Source organism: uncultured Mailhella sp. (assembly GCF_944324575.1).
Taxonomy (GTDB): domain Bacteria; phylum Desulfobacterota; class Desulfovibrionia; order Desulfovibrionales; family Desulfovibrionaceae; genus Mailhella.
The window spans coordinates 1-23,672 of sequence record NZ_CALUWV010000038.1 but is presented as its reverse complement, the minus strand read 5'-3'; the positions used below and the strand labels follow the sequence as shown (position 1 = coordinate 23,672).

18 protein-coding genes are annotated in these 23,672 nt (G+C 59.1%); 14 read left to right on the top strand and 4 right to left on the bottom strand.

Annotated elements, in window-relative coordinates; all coding sequences use genetic code 11:
- The coding region (locus Q0J81_RS06375; protein WP_294446662.1) for a sigma 54-interacting transcriptional regulator at positions 1-2,435 on the bottom strand (2,435 nt) is incomplete at its 3' end.
- A gap of 212 nt (positions 2,436-2,647) precedes the next feature.
- On the opposite strand from Q0J81_RS06375, the gene Q0J81_RS06370 reads away from it, so the two are divergent.
- From Q0J81_RS06370 to Q0J81_RS06340, 7 genes are all read left to right on the top strand, one after another.
- Positions 2,648-4,270: an FAD-dependent oxidoreductase gene (locus Q0J81_RS06370; protein ID WP_294446661.1), complete on the top strand. Its 1,623-nt coding sequence runs from the start codon at positions 2,648-2,650 to the stop codon at positions 4,268-4,270.
- Positions 4,270-5,991, top strand: coding sequence for an FAD-binding protein (locus tag Q0J81_RS06365; protein WP_294446660.1), 1,722 nt, complete (start codon positions 4,270-4,272; stop codon positions 5,989-5,991). The genes Q0J81_RS06370 and Q0J81_RS06365 overlap by 1 nt, the downstream gene beginning before the upstream one ends.
- 90 nt (positions 5,992-6,081) lie before the next feature.
- Complete coding sequence (locus Q0J81_RS06360) at positions 6,082-7,230, top strand: FAD-dependent oxidoreductase (RefSeq protein ID WP_294446659.1); 1,149 nt, start codon at positions 6,082-6,084, stop codon at positions 7,228-7,230.
- Positions 7,227-8,927, top strand: a complete 1,701-nt coding sequence (locus Q0J81_RS06355) for an FAD-binding protein (protein ID WP_294446658.1) — start codon at positions 7,227-7,229, stop codon at positions 8,925-8,927. Before Q0J81_RS06360 ends, Q0J81_RS06355 begins: the two co-directional genes overlap by 4 nt.
- A 160-nt stretch (positions 8,928-9,087) precedes the next feature.
- Positions 9,088-10,488 carry an SLC13 family permease gene (locus Q0J81_RS06350; RefSeq protein ID WP_294446656.1) on the top strand — a complete coding sequence of 467 codons (1,401 nt, stop codon included), beginning with the start codon at positions 9,088-9,090 and terminating at the stop codon, positions 10,486-10,488.
- 117 nt (positions 10,489-10,605) lie between these two features.
- Entirely contained in the window at positions 10,606-11,991 is a 1,386-nt protein-coding gene (locus tag Q0J81_RS06345; RefSeq protein WP_294446653.1) for an SLC13 family permease, read from the top strand.
- Between the two features lie 165 nt (positions 11,992-12,156).
- A complete protein-coding gene (locus Q0J81_RS06340) occupies positions 12,157-13,038 on the top strand; it encodes a DMT family transporter (RefSeq protein ID WP_294446651.1) in 882 nt (293 codons plus the stop codon).
- Positions 13,039-13,375: 337 nt separating this feature from the next.
- On the opposite strand, the gene Q0J81_RS06335 is transcribed toward Q0J81_RS06340, so the two are convergent.
- Positions 13,376-14,335, bottom strand: coding sequence for a DUF362 domain-containing protein (locus Q0J81_RS06335; protein WP_294446649.1), 960 nt, complete (start codon positions 14,333-14,335; stop codon positions 13,376-13,378).
- Between the two features lie 345 nt (positions 14,336-14,680).
- Here Q0J81_RS06335 and larB point away from each other — a divergent pair, with 345 nt between their 5' ends.
- The 4 genes from larB to Q0J81_RS06315 are packed head-to-tail and all read left to right on the top strand — an operon-like array spanning position 14,681 to position 18,105.
- Positions 14,681-15,334, top strand: coding sequence for a nickel pincer cofactor biosynthesis protein LarB (gene larB, locus Q0J81_RS06330; RefSeq protein WP_294446648.1), 654 nt, complete (start codon positions 14,681-14,683; stop codon positions 15,332-15,334).
- Positions 15,331-16,116 (top strand): LarC family nickel insertion protein, encoded by a 786-nt coding sequence (locus tag Q0J81_RS06325; protein ID WP_294446646.1) that lies wholly within the window; start codon positions 15,331-15,333, stop codon positions 16,114-16,116. The genes larB and Q0J81_RS06325 overlap by 4 nt, the downstream gene beginning before the upstream one ends.
- Positions 16,113-16,958, top strand: a complete 846-nt coding sequence (locus Q0J81_RS06320; protein WP_294446644.1) for a tRNA(Ile)-lysidine synthetase — start codon at positions 16,113-16,115, stop codon at positions 16,956-16,958. Before Q0J81_RS06325 ends, Q0J81_RS06320 begins: the two co-directional genes overlap by 4 nt.
- A 37-nt stretch (positions 16,959-16,995) precedes the next feature.
- Positions 16,996-18,105 carry a DUF362 domain-containing protein gene (locus Q0J81_RS06315; protein ID WP_294446643.1) on the top strand — a complete coding sequence of 370 codons (1,110 nt, stop codon included), beginning with the start codon at positions 16,996-16,998 and terminating at the stop codon, positions 18,103-18,105.
- A 162-nt stretch (positions 18,106-18,267) separates the two neighbouring features.
- On the opposite strand, the gene Q0J81_RS06310 is transcribed toward Q0J81_RS06315, so the two are convergent.
- Positions 18,268-19,155: a LysR family transcriptional regulator gene (locus Q0J81_RS06310; protein ID WP_294446642.1), complete on the bottom strand. Its 888-nt coding sequence runs from the start codon at positions 19,153-19,155 to the stop codon at positions 18,268-18,270.
- A gap of 428 nt (positions 19,156-19,583) precedes the next feature.
- On the opposite strand from Q0J81_RS06310, the gene Q0J81_RS06305 reads away from it, so the two are divergent.
- The 3 genes from Q0J81_RS06305 to Q0J81_RS06295 all read left to right on the top strand — a co-directional run bounded on the left by Q0J81_RS06305 (position 19,584) and on the right by Q0J81_RS06295 (position 22,720).
- Positions 19,584-20,612 (top strand): alpha/beta hydrolase, encoded by a 1,029-nt coding sequence (locus Q0J81_RS06305; RefSeq protein ID WP_294446641.1) that lies wholly within the window; start codon positions 19,584-19,586, stop codon positions 20,610-20,612.
- A 201-nt stretch (positions 20,613-20,813) separates the two neighbouring features.
- Positions 20,814-21,998, top strand: a complete 1,185-nt coding sequence (locus Q0J81_RS06300) for an MFS transporter (RefSeq protein ID WP_294446640.1) — start codon at positions 20,814-20,816, stop codon at positions 21,996-21,998.
- 314 nt (positions 21,999-22,312) lie between these two features.
- Positions 22,313-22,720 carry a cupin domain-containing protein gene (locus Q0J81_RS06295; RefSeq protein ID WP_294446639.1) on the top strand — a complete coding sequence of 136 codons (408 nt, stop codon included), beginning with the start codon at positions 22,313-22,315 and terminating at the stop codon, positions 22,718-22,720.
- Positions 22,721-22,854: 134 nt separating this feature from the next.
- On the opposite strand, the gene Q0J81_RS06290 is transcribed toward Q0J81_RS06295, so the two are convergent.
- Positions 22,855-23,115, bottom strand: coding sequence for a hypothetical protein (locus tag Q0J81_RS06290; protein WP_294446638.1), 261 nt, complete (start codon positions 23,113-23,115; stop codon positions 22,855-22,857).
- Positions 23,116-23,672: the final 557 nt, after the last annotated feature.

Sequence of the window (23,672 nt, the reverse complement as noted above, 5' to 3'; positions counted from 1 at the left end):
GTGCCGCCAAGACGCATGAAGTTGCGCTCCTGCAGAATTCGCAGCAGCTTTACCTGGAAGCGGGGGCTGATGTCGGGAAGCTCGTCCAGAAAAAGCGTTCCGCCGTCAACGAGTTCCAAAATCCCCTTCTTCTGCCTGTTGGCTCCGGTGAAGGCGCCCTTTTCATACCCCAGCATCTCACTTTCAAAAAGCTCTTCGGGAATGCTAGACAGATTGACGGCAATGAACGGCCCCTGTCTGCCGCTCATCCTGTGAATCCGGCGGGCCACAAGCTCCTTGCCCGCTCCCGTTTCCCCGAAAAGAAGCACAGAAGCATCTACCGCGGCCACACGGTCCGCCTTTTCCAGAAAGCTCCGCATGACGCCGCCGACACTTATGAGCTCATCCTGCGCCAGAAACGACGAAGATGCTTCTCTGGCGGCAGGCCGTCCCGTCAACCAGCGCCGCACCGGGATTTCCGCCATTTCCTTCAACTGTGCAAGCAGCTCTTCCGTCAGATCATCGGCACTCCACAGCCAGTTCTCCCCCTCCAGACAAAGACAGCACCACGACTCATCACCATGACTGACGGGAAGCAGCAGCCCCATGCCCCTGCTCAAACCTGTCCCCTGACCGCCGGAAAGCGGATACATAAACGGAATGTTCTCTTCCGCTTCCTTCACAATGCGAAGGCGTTCCCTTGTGGCGAACTCAGCCGTACTCACGCCGCTGCTTTCCAGCAGCTCCGCCCGGCCGTCACGGGAGCATGTCCAGAAAGCCGCCCGCGAAGCGCCGAGGACCCGACAGAACGCGCCGAGCAGATGCCGAAGAAAATGCTCCGATCCCGCATCCAGCTCCAGAAGCAGTCTCATCAGTTGCCGCTGGAGGGGAACCGTTCGATCCCGGGGCGTCGGAACGCCTCTGCTCGGCAGCAGAGGCAACAGCTCCTGAGGCCACAGATCGTACAGGCCTTCATGCGCATTGAAGGCAGGATAGGCTTCGATGATGAAGCGCAGCGCCGTGCGACGGTCATGTCTGCGCAAATAGGAGAGCGCGAGCAGCGCTATGGTCTTTGCCGCCTCCCAGACCAGACCGTGCTCCACGAAAAACGTCCGACACTGCTTCAGAACGGCGACGGCCCCGGTCAAGTCCCCGCCTTCCATCAGGGCTGAGGCACGAAGCCGCAGCGCCACGTGGCGCAAGGTCAGATTGGGAGCGTCAAGATACCGCTCCAGAAGTTCCTCATATTCGTAGCCCGGAACGTCGGGACAGCCACCAACGTGAAGCGCCTGCAGCAGTTCCAGAAAAAAGGGCAGCGGCGGCGCGTAGCGAATGCCCGAGGCCTCCGCCTCCCCCAGTGTCGTCTTAAGAATGCGCCATGCCGTTTCCAGCCTTCCACATACGGCATGATATCGGGCAAGCGCCACCTGTGCCCCCACCCAGCAGGTCATGACGCCTCCTCTGCTCACACCGGCCAGAAGGGAGTCAAGATGCTCCAGCGCCCCTTCGACATTGCGGACGTCAAGCAGCTCATGCACAAGATAAATCTGAAGATAGTGCACGGCCGCAGCGTTGCGCCACGGATGCCGGCTGCGCAGATAGCGCAGAAGAAGAGCCTGCGCAAGCTCAAAGTCTCCCGTCAGTCCCATGGCCAGAGCTTCCCAGGGTCGGTATACCTCATCGGCAAACGTCTCAGTTCCGGTCTTCTCGCGGGAAAGCAGCAGAAAATGATCCAGCGCCAGCCGGGGATGACCTATGGCCAGATGATACGCGCCGAAGAACAGCCCGTTCTCCGGCCGATATTCCCCGGAAAGCCCGACAAAGCCCGTTCCCTGCTCCGAGGTTCCGAACAGGCTCCCGTACCGGCACTGCCGCGGAAAGCGTATGGACTGAAAGTCCGCCAGAATGTTCATGAGGCCGATGTTGTGACTGTCCATGAGCCATCGGGCTGCCTTGCGCCCCTTCAGAAGCGCAAAGCGCATCAATCTCGGCTCCACGACATAGAGCACGGAGAGAGGCTGAACCTGTATGCAGAGCGCTATATAGCCGCTGAGCTGCCGTGACTCCGTATGCTCCAGAGACACGCTGGCCAGACATCCGAGCGTGAAGCGAAGCGAGGCTTCCACCATCCAGGCCCGACTGTCGTCATTGAGCGCAGCCGTCCAGTCCAGCAGCGTTTCCGCCGCTTCCATGTACCTTCCGGCAAGAGAGCTCTTCACGGCCGCCCAGAACGGCGTTCCTGCACGGCGTTCCGAGACGGTTCCGCCCTTTTCGACGGAAAGAACGGGCTGCCTGCCGCTTCGTCTGTCGGCCAAAGTTCCGAACGGTTGAAACGCACTGATCACGCGCTCCTCGGAAACGCCGCACAACAGAACAAGGCGCTCCTTCACGCTCTCCCCGGAACGGCAGGACTTCAACAGCCAGGACGGATCGTAAAGATGAGAAAATCGGGTCATGTTCATGCTCTCCCTTGTTACTGATGCTTTTATCAACAAAAAATCATCAAATAAACATCATTTTTCCTTGCCTATCTCGGCACAAAGCAAGTCAATCCCAATCGTTTACCCCGTATTATACTGAATTCAAACAAAAAATTGCTTATGGCACGAACCTTGCAATAAACTTCGCATCATGTTTGCTACATGCGCCTTTTCATCAAGGAGTATCTATGATCTCACATCTGGATCAAACCAAATGCAGCGGCTGCGGAACCTGCTTCAAGACCTGCCCGCTGGACGTCTATCGGCTGGACACGGATCAGCCCGAACTTTCTCCATGCATGGATGCCTGCCCTGCAGGAACCGACATACGCAAGGTCAATTACCTGCTGCAGCAGGCCAGGTTCGAGGAAGCTCTCGAATGCCTGCATGAGACCATGCCCTTCCCCGCCGTCACCGGCCGCGTCTGTCCCCATCCCTGCGAAAAGGAGTGCACCAGACACCGGCTCGACGAGTCCGTCAACATCAACGCCGTTGAACAGTTCCTCGGCGATCTTGATCTCGACACGCCCGCTCGTGTCCCGGTCCGCAGGCACGTCTTTCCCGTGGCCGTGGTCGGCTCCGGTCCTGCCGGTCTGTCCGCCGCCTGGTATCTTGCCGTTGCAGGTTACCCCGTGACGGTGTTCGAGGCACGCAGGGAGCCGGGCGGCATGCTGCGCTACGGCATTCCCGCGTACCGCCTGCCCTCTTCCGTGCTTGATGCCTATATCGAACGCATGAAGACCATGGGCGTGACCTTCACGTGCGGCGTCACCGTCGGCGAACACGCCTCCGTCAGCCTGCACGAGCTGAAGCGCCGGGGATTCCATGCCGTCATCCTTGCCCCCGGAGCCAGCCGCGGACGCACCCTTCCCGGAAAGGCCGGTTCCATGTCCGGCGTGTACAGCGCACTTTCCTTCCTTGCTGAGGCCAGAAGCGAACAGCCCGTGTCTGTCGAAGGCAAGACCGTGCTCGTCATCGGCGGCGGCAGCGTAGCGGCGGACGCCGCCATCACGGCCGCGCGCAGCGGCGCGGAAAAGGTGCATCTTGTCTGCCTCGAGCAGCGCGAAGCCATGCCTGCCATGCCTGAAGACATCCGCGACGCCGAAAAGTACGGCATCTCCATCCATGCTGGCTGGGGTCTGGACGCCATGGAAGAACATACGACGGGCAAGGCCCTGCGCTTCAAGGCCTGCACGAGCGTTTTTGACGACGACGGCCGCTTCCATCCCGAATTCGACGAAGAGAACACGCTTGAGCTTGAAGCCGACATCGTCGTTGCGGCCATCGGACAGGTCGTGGATGCCGGAGACTTTTCCAGCGAGCTTGCCCTGAGTCCGAGAGGCTGCATCGTTGCAGATGAACACACCTTCGCCACGTCCATGGAGCACGTCTTTGCCGCAGGCGACGCCGTCACCGGCCCCGCGACGGTGGTGCGGGCCATCCGTGCCGGACGGGAAGCCGCTGTTTCCGTCCATCACGACATCATCGGCATGCACCTCAACCTGAACAGAGAAGGACACCGGGAAGTGGTTGCCCCCATGCCGCTGGAAGGTCTTGAGCATCAGCGCCGCGTGAACCGGAAGGAACTGCCCGCAGATGCTCCGATCATGCGGGAAGGCCTTGACATGGAACAGGCCATGACCGAAGTGCAGCGCTGCCTCACCTGCGGAAGCCGGGCCCGCATCGCCTACGGCGACGAGTGCATGACCTGCTTTTTCTGCGAACTTCGCTGTCCTGCTGGAGCCATTGACGTTCACCCTTACAAGGAAGTGCTTCCTCGCACGCTGGAAATGATGGGAGGTTCCGACTGATGCATGCCACGAAACTCAAGACAGACGTACTGATCATCGGCGGCGGATTTGCGGGGCTCTGGGCAGCCAGACAGGCCGCCCGGCACGTGAAAGACGTGCTCATCGTCGACAAGGGACCCAGGGACTGGGGCGGACTCGGCGGCATGAGCGGCGGCGACATGATCACGCTGCACGCAGATCAGGACATCAATGAATGGATGGATGAAATCGTCTTCTTCAACGACGGTCTGTGCGATCAGCTCATGATGCTGGACACCCTGCGCGACTCGCTGCCCCGCTTCCACGACTATGAAGCCATGGGACATACCTTCACCCGCGACGAAAAGGGCGACTACGTGCGCATTCCGCAGCGCGGCCTCACCCACGTGAGCCTCACGACCTCCGCGCCCACGGGCAAGGGCGGCATCAACATGCGCGCCGCCCTGCTCCGATCCATGGAAGGCTGCTCCGTCAGACGCATGGGCAACATCATGATCACCGCCATCACGAAGGACGGCAACCGGGTTTCCGGGGCCGTGGGCTTTTTCAACCGCAGCGGCGAACCCGTGTTCATCGAGGCGAAGGCCGTGCTCATCACCGCCGGCACCGGCGGATGGAAGGCCTCCTATCTTCAGAACTCCATGGCGAGCGGCTGTGTGGAACTCGCCCTCGATGCCGGAGCCAGACTGCGCAACTTTGAATTCATCGACAACTGGAACGTGCCCAAACTCTTCGCATGGGAAGGTCAGACCGTTCTTCTGCCTCTTGGCGGCCGGTTCATCAACAACCAGAACGAAGAATTCATGGCCAAAAGATATTCCCCCGTACTGGGCTCCAAGACGGACACGCAGTACAACATCCGCGGCATGGTTCTGGAAGTTCGGGCCGGAAGAGGCCCCATCGTCTTTGACACCAGCCGCATTCCCGAAGAATGCATGAAGGAGGTCACGCCTGCGGCGGGCTGGATGAAGCTGAACAACGACAAGCTCAAAGAGCTCGGCGTCGACTTCTTCAAGGACAAGATAGAATGGATGCCCCAGCCCATCGCCTCCGAAGGCGGCATTGCCACCGATCTCGAAGGCGCTACGGGCGTGGAAGGACTGTTTGCCGCAGGAACCGCACAGAGTCTGCCCACGGGCGTGTACTTCGGCGGTCTGAGCATCTGCCACTGCGCAACTTCCGGCTACAAGACCGGCGAGGCCATCGGTCGCTATGCCGCGGGCTGCAACGCGCCCTCCTTCGACCAGGATCAGGCCGAAGAGCTTCTGAACAGGGAACTTTCCCATCTGGGCCGCGCAGGCATTGCTCCGAAGGACATCGTGCGCGTCACGCAGGAACTCATGGCTCCCGTGGACGTCTGCGTTCTGAAGACGGATCGCGGTCTCAGACGCTCTCTCGCCCGTCTTGAAGAAGTCAAGCATGAATTCCTGCCCGCTCTGGGAGCCGAAGACCCGCACTATCTGTGCAAGATGGTGGAAGCTCGCGGAATGCTCAAGCTCACGGAAGCCTATCTGCGCTCGTCCCTCGAACGAACGGAATCGCGCGCGGGGCACTTCCGGGCCGACCATCCCTGCCGTGACGAGGCCACGCCGCTGTACTGGGTGGAGATATGCCAGAACGGACAGAACATGGTCATCGAACGTAAGGAACTGCCCATGAGTGACTATCCGGTCAAGCCCTACCGGTACTACATGGACCAGTTCACCTTCCCTCTCGATGAAATAGAATCTTTCCTTCGCTGACAAAGCATTCCCCCATAACGGCTTTTCCCGGCCCCACTCTCCTCTGAACGTCAGACCCGGGAAAAGCCGGCTCATTGCAAGGAAATAACAATGATTTCAAGCATTGATGAAGAAAAATGCACCGGCTGCGGCTCATGCGTCAAAACCTGCGCACTTGACGTGTTCCGGCTGGACACCCGAAACGAGAAGATCGCGCCGTGCATGGCCGCCTGTCCGGCCAGAAACGATCTGAGGGAAATCCATTATCTTCTCCAGCAGAGCAGACTGGACGAAGCGCTCGACTGCCTGAAGCTCACCATGCCTTTCCCCGCCCTGGCGGGCAGGCTCTGCCGGCGTCCCTGCGAGCGTCCCTGTTCCCGTCACGCTCTCGACGAATCCGTCAATATCGGCGGCATCGAGACCTTCCTCGGCGACCGGGACCTTGCGCGCGCCCTCTCTCCCGTCCCCCGCAGGCACATCTTCAAGGCGGCCGTCATAGGCGCGGGAATAGCGGGGCTGTCGGCCGCCTGGTATCTCACGAAGTCCGGATTTCCCGTCACGGTCTTTGAAGCCGGAGAAAAGGCCGGCGGTCATCTGAGAAGCGACTCGGTCTGCGCCTCCATCATCGACATCTATGCCGCCCAGCTTCAGGCCATGGGTGCGGAGCTGCGCCTTGAGTGCCGATTCCCCCTGACCGGCCCGTCATGGCGGGAAGAACTTGAGGATCTCGATTTTCGCGCCATCGTCATCGCTGCAGGAAGCGAGCTGAAAGGAAAGACTCCCTGCGGACTCGAGCTTTCCGACTCCGGCAGGATCAAGGTTGATCCCCACACCTTCCAGAGCTCCGTCCGCACGGTGTTCGCCGTCGGAGACGCCGCCCTCGACAATGCTTCCGACGTACTCTCCATGGTCTCCGGACGCCGTGCCGCACAGGCCGTCGGGAACATTCTCCAGGGCGCCAACGCCGACATGGGCATGCATGTACGCCTGCACACCGTCGCATCCCGCGACGTCTCCGGCATGGAACAGCGTTCCCCTCATCCTGCAGGAAGCGACGGAAGTCTGACGCTGGAAGGAACCCTTGAAGAGTCTCTGCGCTGCCTGACCTGCGGCAGTCGGGCATACATTGCCTACCCTGAAGACTGCATGACCTGCTTTGCCTGCGAGACTCACTGCCCCGCGGGAGCCATTGATGTGGACCCCTTCAAGGAATTCCATCCCCGCCATCTGGACAGACGTTTCATCGGAGGAAGAAAATGAACGCCAACATCACGGTTCTTTCTACGGACGTTCTGATCATCGGCGGGGGCTCCGCCGGGATGTGGACCGCAAAAATGGCCCGCCGGCACGTCGACGACGTGCTCATCGTAGACAAGGGACCTCTCGACTGGGGAGGACTTTGCAGCATGAGCGACGGCAACTTCATCGTTCCCCACGAAGGGGAAAACCTGATGGACTGGCTGGACGACATCGTCTACTACTACGACGGCCTGTGTGATCAGAAGGAAACTCTCGCCACGCTCGCCAAGGCACGCGAACGCTTCCGCGACTATGAAGCCATGGGACATACCTTTGCGCGCAATCCCGACGGCAGCTATCACACGGCTCCTCAGCGCGGTCTGCCCCACATCAAGGCGACCACGTCCGCTCCGCTCGGCAAGGGCGGGCAGAACATGCGCAGGGAGCTTCTCACCGCGCTCAAGGCGCTGAACGTCCGGCGCATGGGCAACGTGATGATCACAAGACTCATCAAGGACGGCGACGCCGTTTCCGGAGCCGTCGGCTTCTTCACCAGAAGCGGCCTGCCCCTCATCATCCGCGCCCGCGCCGTGGTGCTGGCCACGGGCATAGGCGGATGGAAAACGTCGTATCACCAGAATTCCATTTCCAGCGGCTGCGTGGAACTCGCCCTCACCGCCGGCGCAAAGCTCCGCTCCATGGAATTTGCCGGCATATGGAACACCCCGGAACGCTTCGCCTGGACTGGTCAGAGCGTGCTTCTTCCTCTCGGAGCCCGTTTTTTGAACTCCAGGGGCGAAGACTTCATGCTGAACCATTACTCCCCGATCATAGGTTCAAAAACCGACACGCTCTACAACGTGCGCGCCATGGTGCTGGAAACGAGAGCCGGCAGAGGCCCCATCACCTTCGACGTCAGTCGCATTCCGCCTGAAGGCATTGCCAGCCGCCGTCCCGAAGCCGGATGGATGAAGCTCAACGACACCAAGCTCAAGGCCAAAGGCATCGACTTCTTCACGGACACCCAGGTATGGGTACCGCAGATCCAGACCAGTCAGGGAGGCGTGCAGACGGACAGCGAAGGCGCCACCTGCGTTCCCGGTCTTTACGCGGTGGGCACCGCGCAAAGCCACCTCGTGGGCGTGTACTTCGGCGGTTTCAGCCTGTGCCAGGCAGCCACGAGCGGCCACGACACCGGCCTTGCCGCCGGAGCGTACGCCTCGTCAAAGGAGATGCCCGCCTTCGACTTCGGCTTTGCCGAAAAGTGCCTTGACGACGAACTCGCCCATCTCGGCAGGCAGGGCATCATGCCCAAGGACATGGACGTCACGGTTCTTGAAGTCGTCACGGCCTCGGACGTCAGCATTCTCAAGTCGGCAGGCGCGCTGAGCAGAGCCCTCGACCGCATCACGGAAATCAGAGCCGAACTCATCCCCTACATGGCCGCTCCCGACTCCCATTATCTCGGAAAGCTGATCGAGTCCCGAGGCATGGCTACGCTTACCGAAGCCTACATCCGCTCCTCTCTGGCAAGAACGGAAAGCCGGGCCGGTCATTTCCGTGAAGACTTCCCCCTCAGAGATGAAAGCACGCCTCCCTACTGGGTGGTGCTCAGCATGGAAGACGGCAAGATGAAGACGCACAGGGAATACCTGCCCATGGATGAATATCCCATCAAGCCCACCAGATTCTACATGGATCAGTTCAACTGGTCATAAGTCCGGGAGAAGACTGTCACGCCCGGGGCGCGGCTGTCTTCTTCCCCGGCAGTTGACGACCGGAACACGGATTCTCAGCATGATTCCGGCTTCCGCACTCTGCCGCGTCTTCAAGTCCTTTACCGACTCGTCAAAAAAAACGCCCCCTTCCGGAGGTCCCATGTTCACCGCAATACAGGATATCAAAAAGTCCAATCTGTTCGGCTGGGTCGCCAGTCTCGTCATCGCACTCGCCGTCACGTTCTGCTTCTATGACCCCGCCGAGCCCAAGGCCAACCTTTACTGGTTCGGCACCGTCATGGGGATATGCATGTTCGCATTTGACGTCCTCCCCACGTTTGCGACCGCCATTCTGCTGCTCATGTTCTATATCATCACGGGAATCGCCCGTCCGGGCATGGCCTTCGTCGGCTGGACCAAGCCCATCCCGTGGATGTGCATGTGCGGCATGCTCATCGGCATTCTCATGGACAAGTGCAACATTTCAAGCAGAATCGCCCTGCTGACCATATCGAAGATCGGCAGAACCCCCATACGTCTCTACATCGCCTTCTACATTTCGGGCATGATTCTCGGCGCCATCATCCCCGACACGCTGACCGTCATCATCATCTTCATGGCCATAGCCTCGACCATATGCAAGAAGCTCGACCTGCCGCCCATATCAAGAGCCTCGAGCACCATCATTCTCGGCGCGTTCATCGGCGCTCAGGTCGCCTGCGCCACCTATCTGCCCGACAACGTGGGCATCATCGCCATGGAAATGGTGAAGGAAATCGGCATCACCACCTCCTGGCTCCAGTACTTCTGGGAAAACCTCCCCTTCTCCGTCCTGCACGCTCTCGTAGCCTTCACCATCCTCCACTTCTTCGGCAGCAAGCAGCTTGCCGCACACATCAATAATGCACGTGTGTATGCGGAAGAAGAGCTTCGGGCTCTCGGTCCCGTCAGCAGCTCGGAGTACAGAACACTCGGGCTCGCCGTCATGGCCCTCATCGCCTTCATGACCGAACCCTTCCACGGCATTCCCGGCTACTATGCCTTCTGCACCGTCGTTCTGCTCGGCTTCACGCCCTGCGTCGGTCTGCTGGACAAAGGCGACCTGAAAAAAATCGACTTCCCCATCCTGTTCTTCATTTCCGCGTGCATGGCCATAGGCATCATCGGCATGGAACTCGACATTCCCAAGAAGGTCGTCGCCGGCATCATGCCCGTCATGCAGGCCGTGGAAAGTTCCTCCATCATCGCCATGGCCAGCTACTGGTTCGGCTTCGTGGTCAACATGCTGCTCACTCCCGTTGCCGCAGCCACCACGCTCAGCATTCCCATCGCCGAAATCGCCACAAACCTCGGCGAACCCGTCAAACCGGTGCTCTACAGCTTCCTCTACGGCCTCAATCAGTTCGTTCTTCCCTATGAGCTCGGTCAGGCCCTCGTCATGTTCGCCACCGGCTACGTACACATCAAGCACATCGTCATCGTCATGGGACTCAGAACAGTCTTCGTCACGATAGTCATCGGCATCATGGCCACCTTCGTGTGGCCGCTCATGGGAATATAGTAACAATGCGTACAATTCGATAACACAAAAGGGGAAAGACGGTTCCGCGCACAAATGTCTCCTGCAGGCGAAACCGGCTTTCCCCGAACCTCTACCGGCAACATTCAGGGGGATTCCATGGAACTGCTCAAAAGCAAAGGAATAAGATGGGCGGTCTGCCTTCTTTGCGCCATCACCGCAACGTTTCTGCTGCAATCCGAATCATCGTCCGGCATCACCCTTTACTGGTTCGGAACCATCTTTGCTATCGGCATCTTTGCCTTCGACCTGCTGCCTACCTTCGTCACGGCATTTCTCCTGCTGATTTTCTATATTCTCACGGGAGTCTCGACGCCTGACACGGTTTTCTCAGGCTTTCTCTCACCCATTCCCTGGATGTGCCTGAGCGGAATGCTCATCGGCGTGCTCATGGAAAGAAACGGCCTTGCCTCGCGCATCGCGCTTTTCACCGTCAGTCGAATAGGCACGACGCCCATCCGTCTTTATCTGGCCTTTCTCTCGGCAGGCTACCTTGTCAGCGCCATCATCCCCGACACGATTACCGTCACCATCGTCTTTATGGCCATCGCCTCGGGCATATGCCACAGTCTCAATCTTCCCCAGCATTCCCGCGCCGCATCCACCCTCATACTGGCGGCCTTCTTCGGCTCCAACATTTCCAGTGCATCCTTCCTGCCCAACAACATAGGCCTGCCCGGACTTATCATGGTCAAGGACATGGGCGTAACGTTCAGCTGGCTGGGTTTTCTTATGGAAAACCTTCCCTATGAGCTTCTCAATGCTCTGGTATCATTCACTATTCTCCATTTCTTCGGCAGCAGGGAACTCGGCCGGTACATCTCGGAGTTCAGAAACAGCGCCACCCGCGAACTTGAGTCACTCGGAAGCATGAGCTTCGGCGAAAAGAAAACCCTGCTGCTCGCCCTTCTGGCGCTGCTTGCATTCACCACGGAAAGCCTGCACGGCCTGCCGGGCTACTATGCCTTCTGCGCCGTCGTTCTGCTCGGCTTCACGCCTCTTTTCAACCTCCTGTCCACGGACGATCTGAAAGAAGTCCAGTTCCCCATTCTGTTCTTCATCGTCGGCTGCATGGCCATCGGCACTGTTGCCGGAGAGCTCGGCCTGCCCGCGCTGCTTGCTCAGAATCTTCAGCCGGTGCTTGAACAGTTCAAGTCCGGCCCGCTGGTTTCGCTTTTCGCCTACTGGACAGGCATTCTTGCCAACATGGTGCTCACGCCCATAGCAGCCGCCACCTCCCTGAGCGTCCCCATGGGCGAAATAGCCAGCTCACTCGGTCTTACCATCAAGCCCGTGCTCTACAGCTTCCTGTACGGCCTCGATCAGTTCATTCTTCCCTATGAGCTCACGCCTGCGCTTCTCATGTTTGCCACAGGATACGTCCGCATCAAGGACCTTCTCGTGGTCATGCCCCTGCGCATGCTCGGCACCAGCGTCGCGGTCGTCATCGTCGCCGCCTTCATCTGGCCGGCCCTCGGCATATAGTCCTCTCCCCCGCCGGGCGGACCTTCCGGTCCCCCGGCACAAAACTCCGCACCTCAGCGAACGCCTGCAAAAGAAGCGGCCTCATCGCGCGCCCCTTCTCTCCGTTCGCCGCTGCGACCGCTTCCGCGGAAAAACGCTCGAAAGATTCAGTCACAAAGGTTCATCATGTCCAAAAGTCGTCTCTACGCCTTCCTCTGCCTGATATTCACCATCATCGGCGGCGGAATGGTGGCAACCAAGTACGCCCTTCTCTCCTTCTCCCCCGTTCAGATAGTCTTCATGCGGCTGCTCATTCCCGCCTGTGTCTACGCGGCCCTTTACAGGCGCTGGCTGCCGTTGCCCTACCGAAAGGGAGACTGGAAATTCCTCGCTCTCATCGTGCTTTTTGAGCCCTGTCTCTTTTTCATCTGCGAAACCCTGGGCATGATGTACACCACGGCATCTCAGGGCGGCGTCATCGCCGCCTGCCTCCCCATTCTGATGGGGCTTGCCGGCTGGCTCTTTCTCAAGGAAAAGCCTCGCGCTCAGCTCATGATCGGCATACTGCTCGCCGTCATCGGCGTTGCAGGAGCCTCCTGGTTCGGCAGCGCCAGCGACGCGGCCCCCAATCCGCTGCTCGGCAACCTCTTCATGTTCTGCTCCATTCTTGCCAGCAGTCTTTATGCCGTCCTTACCAGACGAATGACGCAGCGCTATCCCGTGCTTGCCATCGCTGCCATTCAGTCCATAGGCGGAGCGCTGTTCTTCCTTCCCCTCAACGCATTCTTCCCGCTTCCCGAAGCCGTGCACGCATCCTCCATCGTCAGCGTGCTGTATCTCAGCATCATGGTCGGTCTCGTGGCCTACTGCGGATTCAACTATTCCCTGCAGCAGCTTACGGCCGGAGAAGTAGGACTGTTCTCAAGTCTGGTCCCCATCGCCACCTGCTTCTTCGCCTTCATACTCCTGGGCGAAAGGCTTTCTTCCCTGCAAAACCTGTTCATCGTCGTCACCATTGCGGGCGTCGTTGTGGCAGCCCTGCCGGAAAGGAAAAAAACTCGTCCGTAGCTTCCTGCCCGGCAACACCATGACCTAACGCGACAAACGCCGTGCTTCCCATTAGGAAGCACGGCGTTTGTCAATATCTTGCAGGCTGATCCGGGCGTTCCCGGCAAACGGCAGGACTCCGTCCTCCGATGCTCAGCTCCGTGCGCGCCGCGTGAATGCGAAACGAAATGAACCTCTGCGCCGTACCCCGACACAGGAAAATGCTGTCGGAATTCATGAGCGATGAAGCCCGGTCCGGGAAAGCAGATGCGGTCTTTCCCCGGATCCTCGTTCCTCTTTGGGGCGTCTCCCCCTTTCTCTCTCAGCGGGGGGAGATATCACGGCAAAAAACGCCCCACTACACCCAGATAAGCTCGTATTCACTGCTGCCGAGCCCCGTTTCCTTCATGTAGGAAAGCTGTCTCAGCCCTTCACGGCTTTCCATGCGTTCCACCATGGGTGCGCGCACGTTTTCAGGCAGCGCATAAATCATGTCCACCGAGGCTCTGTCCACGGCCTGAAGGTCCGTCGATGCAAGAATACCAAGATCGGGCAGACGCACGGGCTCTGCCGCCACGCCTTCACAGTCGCAGCTCACCGACATGTTGCGCAGCACGTTGACATAGGCCATATGCCCGTTGAAATGATCGACAATGGCCCGTCCGCCTTCCACCATGCGCTCCATGAAGGGCGCTCCCCCCGGCCATCCGCCCTCGGGCGTCACTCTGTGCAACTGCTGCTTGCCGACCTTTCCTGAAGCGCAGCCTATGGAAATATTCTTGAGAGAACCGCCGAAACCTCCGAGCGTATGTCCCTTGAAATGGGTGAGCACCAGCATGGAATCATAGTTGAGAAGATGCGACCCCACGGCAAGTTCCTTGAGCCACCGACCGTTTTTCACCGGCAGGGAAACATCACCTTCTTCATCCATGATGTCCACGGGACAGAAGGTCCAGCCGTTCTGCCTGATGACCTCTCTGTGCCCTTCCGTCGTCTGGCGGGGACTTGGATAAAGAACATTGCACTCCACAATGGTACTCTCTGGAATGGTTGCCTGCAGATCCCGCACCCATTCTCGGGGAAGAATGTTCGGGCCGTTCGGCTCGCCGGTATGAAGCTTGATGGCCACCCTGCCCGTTATACCGCCGCACACGAGCGCATACATTTTCCGCAGCGACTCTCTGTCCAGAGATTTCGTGGCGTACACTCTTGCCTTCGTTTCCGCAGCCCTGCCGTGAACGGGCAGCGTTGCGCCCGTTGCGAGCGTACCGGCCAGGGCGGCTCCGGCCCTGAGAAAATTCCGTCGAGAAATGCCCATGAATACCTCCTGATCAACATGAAAACAGGCGGGTTCTTTGCCCGGCTATTGTGGAATACTACAAGGAGCCGACTCAAAAAAACAGATACGATTCTCTCAGCTTTTTGCCCGATTCTGCCGGGACTGCCGTCATCTCCCGCACTGACGCCCCACCACGCTGTTGACATTCGCACCGTTTCATGACAATGCCGGAGCCCTTCGGCAGAATCAGGCAAGAAATCGAAAGAATAGTATCTTTCTTTCTTCTGGACCGGACATTAGATTCCGTGTCATGGCCATGGCCTTGTCCATGGCGACTTGCGAAAAACTTCCGGGAACGCTATTCCCCTTGCAAGAGGAACCATCATGAATCACGGCATTCTTTTCGACCACGCCCGAGCGTCACGCATCGGCCTGCCCGAAGCGGTGTTCTGCGAGGGAAAACCCGTCGCCGCAATCCGGGAACTTCTGGAGTCCTTCGGCAGAGGGTCGGGGCGTCCCATACTGTTCACGAGGCTCGCCCCGGAAGTGTTCGGGCAGATGCCCGCAGAAGTGCAGGAACAGTACGACTATCATCCGCTGTCCCGCACGGCCTTCGGCGACACCCTGCCCGCCCGGGGCAAAGGCAGGGTAGCCATCGTCTCCGCCGGCACGTCCGACGGCTCCGTCGCCTGGGAAGCAGCCCGGACGCTTCAGTATCTCGGCATAGATCACGCCGTGTTTGAAGACTGCGGCGTGGCGGGACTGTGGCGCATTGCGGAACGCCTGGATGAAATCAACCGCTTTCAGGCCGTCATCGTCGTGGCCGGCCTGGACGCGGCGCTGGCCAGCGTCATGGGCGGACTCACGCCGCTGCCCGTGTTCGGCGTGCCCACCTCCGTAGGCTACGGCGTGGCAAAAGGCGGAAATGCGGCGCTCTCCAGCATGCTCTCGAGCTGCGCCCCGGGCATTGCAGTCATGAATATCGACAACGGCTACGGCGCAGCCTGCGCCGCGGCGCGCGTGGTAAACAACTTATGAGCAGCGAACATCACGAACACCACCACTCTCACGAACGGGAAAACGCTTCTGGTCCGGTGCTGACCATACGCGCCCATTCCGGCCTTTCCGGCGACATTTTTCTCGCCGGTCTTCTCTGCATGACCGGCACGACGCCGCAGCAGATGGAGGCGGATCTTTCTTCCATCATGCCCGAGCTTGCGGGCAGCGTTCAGCTCGTGCGCAGGGAGGTGAACCACATAGGCGGCTGGCACGCCGAGGTCACCCTGCCCCACCAGCATGAACACCGCACGCTTGCCGACATCCTCGCGCTCATCGCCTCCAGCGGCATGAGCGAAGGCGGAAGAGCGCTTTCCTCCCGCGCCTTTACCCTCCTTGCCTCGGCGGAAGCCGCCGTACACGGTCGTTCTCCGGAAGAAGTTCACTTTCACGAGGTCGGGGCGCTGGACAGCATACTCGACATCTGCCTGAGCTGCGAGCTGTTTCATCGCCTCTCGCCCTCGCGCTTTGTCGTAAGTCCCCTGCCCGTGGCCGACGGCTTCGTGCACTGCGCGCACGGCATTCTTCCCGTACCCGCTCCCGCCGTGCTGGAGCTCATGGAAGGCGTCCCCGTACGCCCCTTCCCCGGTGAAGGAGAAACAGTCACCCCTACGGGCATGGCTCTGCTGAAGGCTCTCGGCGCGGAATTCGGCCCCTGGCCTGCCATGAGAATGGAAAAAAAGGCCATCATCTACGGCAGCCGCGTGTTTGAAAACGCACCCAACGGCGCCATCTTCGCCTGCGGCAGTCCGGAAGAAGCATGAACGGGATCTCCAACGCCGTCGTGGAAGACAAAATGCTTTCCAGCTTGCAGCGCATTCTCTCGAACGTATCGGAAAACGGTCGGTTCGCCCTTGCCTACTCCGGCGGTCTCGACAGCCGTTTTCTCGCCCATGCCGCGCATCTTGCGGGATTCTCGCCGCTGCTGCTGCACGTGACAGGCCCGCACGTTCCGCCGGAAGAGCATGAGTTTGCCCGCTCCTGGGCAAAAAAACACGAGCTTTTGTACAGGGAGATCCCCGTGGATCCGCTGAATCTTCCTTCCGTGGCCTGCGGAGCAAGAGACCGCTGCTACGAGTGCAAGAAGACCATGTTTTCAAGACTCATGCAGGAAAGCTCCCTGCCTCTTTGCGACGGCACCAACGCTTCCGACCTGCTCGCGTATCGACCGGGACTTCGCGCCGTGCGTGAACTCGGCGTCACGTCTCCTCTTGCCCTTGCCGGGCTGACCAAGAAGGAGATACACGAGCTTGCCGGAAAAACAGGCATGGAGATTGCCTGGCAGAAGCCTCGCCCCTGCCTTCTCACCCGTCTTCCCTACGGTGAACGCCCCACCAGAGAACTTCTGAGCGCCATTGCCGCGGCAGAGAACGCCATACGGCAGACGCTCGTCAGGCACGACATGCCGCAGGCGGATTTTCGTCTGCGTCTTGTGGCGAAGAACAGGCTCGAGGTGCATATGCTCTTATCCGACATGGAGCTCATGCCCGCAGAACTGAGACACGAGCTCCTCCGGAACGCTCATGCGTCCATGCCCGGACTCCCCTGCCCTGTCCTTTCGGCTCAGGAAACGCTGTCCGGCTTTTTTGACAGAACATCCGCATAACCTCTTACCGCACATACCCGCACCAGGAGGATTTTCCATGGCAGCATCAAAAGTTTACTTCACCGACATGCGCTGCAAAGTAGGCGTCAGTCTGCTTGACAAGCTCGACAAGCTCATCCGGGCCGCAGGCATCGAAACCATCGACTTTGAAAACAAGTTCGTGGCCATCAAGATGCACTTCGGCGAACCCGGCAACCTTTCCTTCCTCCGTCCCAACTTTGCCCGCGCCGTGGCCGAACGTGTGAAGGCCCTCGGCGGACGCCCCTTCCTCACCGACTGCAACACCCTCTATGTCGGTCGCCGCAAGCACGCGCTTGAGCATCTCGACGCCGCGTATGAAAACGGCTTCTCGCCGCTCAGCACCGGCTGCCAGATCATCATTGCCGACGGCCTCAAGGGGACCGACGACGTGGAAGTTCCGCTTGAAGGCTGCACGGAGTTCAAGAGCGCCCTCATCGGTCGAGCCGTCATGGATGCCGACATTTTCATTTCCCTCACGCACTTCAAAGGGCACGAAATGACGGGCTTCGGCGGCACCATCAAGAACATCGGCATGGGCTGCGGCAGCCGTGCCGGCAAAATGGCCATGCACTGCCTCGGCAAGCCTACGATAGATCATGAAAAATGCCGCGGCTGCCGCACCTGCTCCCGCTTCTGCGCGCAGTCGGCCATTTCCTATGGTGAAGACCACAAGGCCACCATCAATCATGACCTGTGCGTAGGCTGCGGCCGCTGCATAGCCACCTGCAACTTCGACGCCATTTCCAGCAAGACCGACGCCGACAGCGGCATTCTCAACCGCCGCATGGCCGAATACACCAAGGCTGTGGTTCAGGGACGCCCCTGCTTCCACATCAGCATCGTCAATCAGGTGTCGCCCTGCTGCGACTGCCACGGCGAGAACGACGCCGCCGTGGTGCCGGATCTCGGCATGTTCGCCAGCTTCGATCCCGTGGCGCTGGACAAGGCCTGCATTGATGCCGTCAATGCCGCGCCCGTCATCGCTTCCAGCGTGCTCGGCCAGTGCAGTCACGGAGATCATGACCACTTCACCAGCATTCATCCCACCACGGACTGGCGCAGCCAGATTAAGCACGCCGAAGCCATCGGTCTCGGCACCGCCGAGTATGAACTGATCACCCTGTAGGACGCACAACGCTCCGGGGCATGACAAAAAAGGGGTCGCTGATGCGACCCCTTTGCTGTTCAGGCAAAATCCAGTCCTTTCCAGACTCAGGCATGCGACTGCCGCACGTTTTCCCCGAGACCGGCCTGGCGACACGGGCGATCGAAAAGACCGCACGACGCCTCAGGCGTCATGATCGACCATTTCTTTCTGCAGCGCCTCAAGAAACACCTCGGCCGCACGGGAAAACACCTGGTATTTCTTCCAGGCCACGGCAATGCCCACTTCCAGCCGTGGTTCCAGCGGGCGGAAGCAGAGAGGCCCTTCCCCGCAACGTATGATCCCGTCAAGACAGAGCGCATAGCCCACCCCCTGTTCCACAAGCAATGAGGCATTGTAGAGCAGATTGTAGGTGGCCACCACGTGCAGCCTGTCGAAACTTTCTCCCAGCCAGCCTGAAAACTCATTGGTTACGAGCGTCTGCCGGGAACAGATCAGCGGAACGTCCCGCAAATCGTCAGGACGCAGGGTCGCCTTTTCGGCAAGCGGCGAGTCCGAACGCATGAGCACTCCCCACCGGTCCGTCACCGGCAGCCTTATATACTCATAGCGGGAAAGATCGGCGGGCTCGATGAACACGCCGAAGTCCACCAGTCCCTTGTCCAGCCTTTCCATGACGTCCTCGGCATTGCCGCTGAAAAGATGAAAGGACACGTGCGGATGAGCCAAGCTCATCGCTCTGGCGGCTCCTGCGATCACCCCCAGGCTCCGAGTCTCTCCACCGCCTATGCGCACATCGCCGCTCACGTCCTCGTTCGTCGAACGGAACTCCTCGGCCGTGCGGTCGGCAAGAGACACGATTTCCTGCGCACGTCTGCGGAGAAACTTTCCCTCCTCCGTCAACGTCATCCGTCTTCCTCCGCGCAGAAAAAGCCTGCAGCCGAGCTCATCCTCAAGCTCCATGAGCTGCCTCGACAGCGTAGGCTGCGTAATGTGCAGAAGTTCCGCCGCCCTTGATATGTTTTCCTCACCGGCTACGGCCAGAAAATAACGCAGTACTCTCAATTCCATGGTTTTCTCTCCTGTCCGGCTGCCGGATCGGCACGCCATTCCGGTCTGTCGTAGCGAACGATCTGGCAACAGCGATCAGCACCGGATGACGGCTTTTCATAAGACGACGGACACAGGCTTCCCCGTGTGCCCTGCTGCCTCTTCTCTGCCAGACAGACCCTGATTTCCGTACCGCCATTCCTCAATGCCGACTCGAAAAATTCTCTCCTTGCCGATGACGCGCCTCTCCTTACCGAAAATTTGCCGGAAACTTGAAGGCGGCAGGCCTTGACGACGGCAGACGTTTTTCTTTTCAATAAGGGTTAACTTCATGCCTGTAAAGCATTGTTTATGATTTTATATAAGTATTTGCTATGGAGTGACGTTTTTTCTATAACGAGCAGGTCATCCCTTCAACCGCCTGTCCGACAGGCGTCTGCGGAGCCGTCATGCATTATCTTTACCGCGGACTTGTTTCCGCTGTTCTTGCCCTTGCATTCGTTGCCCCTTCGATGGGCAGGGAATCTGACTTTCCCGTGCCCGACACCGTCAGCCCTCAGTTGCAGGCCATGATCGGCGCGGGCATTCCCCGGGGATGGGACAAGCCGCCCCGAACCACGGAAGAGTGGAAAGCCTGGATTGCCGCAGCAGCAGAAAAGCAGAAGGCGGCTCTGCCCGCATTGCGGGAAAAGCTCGGCGTGACCATGACTCACACCGTCATGGCCGGAGTGCCCGTATTCGTTTTTGAGCCCCGGGACTTCACGGACGACGGACGTCTTCTTCTCAATCTTCACGGGGGAGGCTATGTGCTCGGGCCCGGCGAGGCCGGCACGCAGGAAGCCATACTCATGGCCGGCATCGGAAAATTCAGAGTCGTATATGCAGACTACCGGATGGCTCCCGACTTTCCGTACCCTGCGGCCATCGACGACGCCATGGCCGTTTACCGCGAACTGCTGAAGACAACGCCCGCAAAAAACATAGGCGTGTTCGGCACGTCCACGGGCGGGGCCATGACGCTCATTCTGGCTCTCAGGGCCAAGGCTGAAGGCCTGCCGCTTCCCGGAGCTCTGGCCTCGGGCACCCCGTGGGCACAGATGAACAAAAAAGGCGACAGCTACTTTACCAACGAAGGTGTGGACAACGTTCTGGTAAGCTACGACGGCTGGCTGGCCGGGGCAGCCAGCCTGTATGCCGGAGGACACGACATGGAAGCCCCCTATCTCTCCCCAGTCAACGGCGACGTTCACGGCTTTCCGCCAACCCTTCTCACCTCCGGCACCAGAGACCTTTTTCTCAGCAACACCGTGCGCATGCATCTCAAGCTTCGGGAAGCCGGCGTACCCGCCGATCTCATCGTGTTTGAAGGACTCTCCCACGCCCAGTACCATATGGACGAAAACATGCCGGAAGGTCGCTTTCACTTTGAGGAACTCGGTCGTTTCTTCCGGAGAAATCTTGCCGAAAGACAGTCCTGACAAAACGACAACGCAGGACAACGCTCTCTCAGCGTTTTCCACCTCTCTCCGACCTCCGCCGGTCCTCGGAACATGAGCGTACAAAACGCCATCGTCCCAGCGGCTCTCCCCTCCCGCGGTCTTGTCGTGCACGGTCTGTCCATGACGACAGTCCCATCATCACCCTCAACCAATCCGAGGTCTTCCATCATGGAAGCTGTCATGAGTCAGTCTCATTTTACCAAAGCGCGCTGGGCCGCCGTATTCTCCCTGTTCATGGGCGTCACCTGTCTCATTTCCGCAGAATTCATCCCCGTCAGTCTGCTCACGCCCATCGCCCAGGGACTCTCCATTTCCGAAGGCATGACGGGACAGACCGTCACGTCGGTCGGAGCTCTCGCCATGCTGACCAGCCTTCTGCTCGCCCCTCTCACACGGCATACGGACAGGCGCCGCATTCTTCTCACCCTTTCCGCACTGCTCATCGTCTCCAATGTCGTGGTGGCCACGGCCTCCGGCTATGCCATGCTCCTTCTCGGTCGCGGTCTGCTCGGCATATGCGTAGGCGGCTTCTGGTCCATGGCCTCCGCCGTCACCATTCAGCTCGTGCCGCCCAAAGACATTGCCCGGGCTCTCAGCATTCTCTATTCCGGCGTGTCCGTGGCCACCATCATCTCTCTGCCTCTCGCCAGCTTTCTGGAAGAGCTCTGCGGCTGGCGCAACGTTTTTCTGCTCTCCATCATTCCCGGACTGATTTCCTTTATCTGGCAGTTCCTGACACTTCCCCCCATTCCCCCGCGGCCGGGCAACGACTTTCACGGCATGATCTCCCTGCTCAGGGTCCGCTGGGTACTGGCCGGCATTGCAGCCACCATCTTCGCCTACGGAGGCTACCACTCCCTTTTCACCTATCTGCGCCCCTATCTGGAACACGGTCTTGCCCTGAACTCTTCCTCTCTTTCCATCATGCTTCTGGCCTACGGCGCGGCCAACACGGCAGGAACCTTTGCCGCAGGCGTGCTTCTGAACAGAAAATTCAAGCTCACCATGGCCGGAATGCACATTGTCCTGACGGCCCTGGCCGTGCTGCTCATCTTCTGTCAGAACGTCGTGTCCTTCAGTCTTGCCCTGCTTCTGCTCTGGGGATTCCTCTTCGGCATGCTCTGCGTAGGCTGGACGGCATGGATAGCTCTTACGCTGTCCGACAAGGCGGAAATAGCCGGCGGCCTTTCCGTGGCGGCCATACAGTTTTCCATAGGCTCCGCCGCCGCTCTCGGCGGTCACATCTACGACGCCTCCGGAATGACGGGCATCTTTCTTGTTGCGGCCGTCATTCTCGCCGGAGCTACCGTGCTCACCCTGGCAAGCTTTGCCCTTTACTTCAAATATACAGGAAAGAAACTCTGAACCTTTCGTTGTTCTGCCCTACCTTTTTCTGCACAGCAGGACAGAATCAGGCAAGAAAAGGAGAGAATACGCTCTATGCTCTCTCCGTCCTGGGCGTTACGTTTCCCAAAAGAACAGGATGAGCCATTCTCAGAAACGCGGTCCCGAGGTATCCTCTGGCTGAATAAGCCGGACCGCGCATGAATCTTCCGGCTTCGGAGTTTCAAAAAACGACTGCCGGACAACCTTTCAGAGGCAGGCCTCTTGCCTGCCCGCCCATGAGACGGCCCCCTCGACATCTGTCATCCACGAACTCTGCATGCAGGAGCAGACACATGAACACCATCATCGACCTCTTTCCCCGCGGCGAAGCCAACACCGCCTATGCCCGGTACTTTACGGGAAACAGCTATCTGAACATGCTTTCCACGGAAGGCGTGGCCATCGGCAACGTGACTTTTGAGCCCGGCTGCCGCAACAACTGGCACGTCCATCATGCCGACAAAAACGGCGGACAAATCCTTCTGTGCACGGCAGGACGCGGCTGGTATCAGGAATGGGGCAAGCCCGCTCGCGAGCTGCACGCGGGCGACGTGGTCATCATTCCCGCTGGCGTCAAGCACTGGCACGGCGCGGCAAAAGACAGCTGGTTTGCGCATCTGGCCGTGGAAGTTCCGGGCGACAACGCATCCAACGAATGGCTCGACCCCGTAACCTCCGCCGAATACGACATGCTTCCCTGATCCTTTCTCCGACGCATGCGGGACATGAACGTTCCGACGTTTTCATCGGCCATGCCCATCGTGCAACACAGCATTGCCCCTTCATAGTCTCGTTCCACTCAACGCTTCACAGTCGTCCGCAGGGCCGGCATCTTTCAGCGCGTCTTCGTCAAAAAGCTGTCGGAGACGCGCTGTTCATTTCCACGGAAACGCCCCGCAGACATTTCGTCGGCGTTAAGCTTCTTTTTCGGAAAACACGCATATCCTCTCCCCATGTCCTCCAAAACAACCTGCGAAAGCTCTCCGTCCCGGAAAAGTGTCATGCAGCAGTCCTCTGCCGCCGCTTTCTCGGACGCTTTGTGCTTCTTCAAAAAATTTTCTTTTTCTCTTAAAATATTCCCGGATTTTCTCCTCAAAGAACCCCTCTGAACGTATGAGCCGCAGGCTCCGGACGACAGATGCAAGGAAAATCCGCAAGTTCCGTCCACACTGCTTGACATTTTTGAAAGGCGTCTATATAAGGATTTCCAGATATAGAGTTATATCAAAGACAGGCATGACATGGAATACTTTCTCGAACTTCTTGACGAACGCATGTGCAGGGGCGAAACATCAGTCGCACCGATCTTTCTTCATGCCTGAGCAATACCGGCAGGAAGCCCGTGCGACAAGCGCGGGCTTTTTCATTTTTGTTCACCAGTTCCTGTCGGGCATCGTCTTTTCACCGACCCCCCGCGTGTCCGACCGGCACAACAGGAATGCAAACACGGCTTAAGCCTCAACAAAGGATATCGCATGAGCAAGCATATCGAGACCACCTGCGTACAGGGCGGTTACACTCCCGGCAACGGCGAACCCCGTCAGATTCCCATCATTCAGAGCACCACGTTCAAATACGACACCAGCGAAGACATGGGCAAGCTGTTCGACCTTGAGGCCAGCGGCTACTTCTACACCCGTCTTCAGAACCCCA

What these genes read in the sequence shown, in the direction of transcription:
- Q0J81_RS06370 (WP_294446661.1), top strand. Translation starts at nt 2,648, where the DNA reads ATGATCTCACATCTGGATCAAACCAAATGCAGCGGCTGCGGAACCTGC.
- Q0J81_RS06365 (WP_294446660.1), top strand. Translation starts at nt 4,270, where the DNA reads ATGCATGCCACGAAACTCAAGACAGACGTACTGATCATCGGCGGCGGA.
- Q0J81_RS06360 (WP_294446659.1), top strand. Translation starts at nt 6,082, where the DNA reads ATGATTTCAAGCATTGATGAAGAAAAATGCACCGGCTGCGGCTCATGC.
- Q0J81_RS06355 (WP_294446658.1), top strand. Translation starts at nt 7,227, where the DNA reads ATGAACGCCAACATCACGGTTCTTTCTACGGACGTTCTGATCATCGGC.
- Q0J81_RS06350 (WP_294446656.1), top strand. Translation starts at nt 9,088, where the DNA reads ATGTTCACCGCAATACAGGATATCAAAAAGTCCAATCTGTTCGGCTGG.
- Q0J81_RS06345 (WP_294446653.1), top strand. Translation starts at nt 10,606, where the DNA reads ATGGAACTGCTCAAAAGCAAAGGAATAAGATGGGCGGTCTGCCTTCTT.
- Q0J81_RS06340 (WP_294446651.1), top strand. Translation starts at nt 12,157, where the DNA reads ATGTCCAAAAGTCGTCTCTACGCCTTCCTCTGCCTGATATTCACCATC.
- Q0J81_RS06335 (WP_294446649.1), bottom strand. Translation starts at nt 14,335, where the DNA reads ATGGGCATTTCTCGACGGAATTTTCTCAGGGCCGGAGCCGCCCTGGCC.
- larB (WP_294446648.1), top strand. Translation starts at nt 14,681, where the DNA reads ATGAATCACGGCATTCTTTTCGACCACGCCCGAGCGTCACGCATCGGC.
- Q0J81_RS06325 (WP_294446646.1), top strand. Translation starts at nt 15,331, where the DNA reads ATGAGCAGCGAACATCACGAACACCACCACTCTCACGAACGGGAAAAC.
- Q0J81_RS06320 (WP_294446644.1), top strand. Translation starts at nt 16,113, where the DNA reads ATGAACGGGATCTCCAACGCCGTCGTGGAAGACAAAATGCTTTCCAGC.
- Q0J81_RS06315 (WP_294446643.1), top strand. Translation starts at nt 16,996, where the DNA reads ATGGCAGCATCAAAAGTTTACTTCACCGACATGCGCTGCAAAGTAGGC.
- Q0J81_RS06310 (WP_294446642.1), bottom strand. Translation starts at nt 19,155, where the DNA reads ATGGAATTGAGAGTACTGCGTTATTTTCTGGCCGTAGCCGGTGAGGAA.
- Q0J81_RS06305 (WP_294446641.1), top strand. Translation starts at nt 19,584, where the DNA reads ATGCATTATCTTTACCGCGGACTTGTTTCCGCTGTTCTTGCCCTTGCA.
- Q0J81_RS06300 (WP_294446640.1), top strand. Translation starts at nt 20,814, where the DNA reads ATGAGTCAGTCTCATTTTACCAAAGCGCGCTGGGCCGCCGTATTCTCC.
- Q0J81_RS06295 (WP_294446639.1), top strand. Translation starts at nt 22,313, where the DNA reads ATGAACACCATCATCGACCTCTTTCCCCGCGGCGAAGCCAACACCGCC.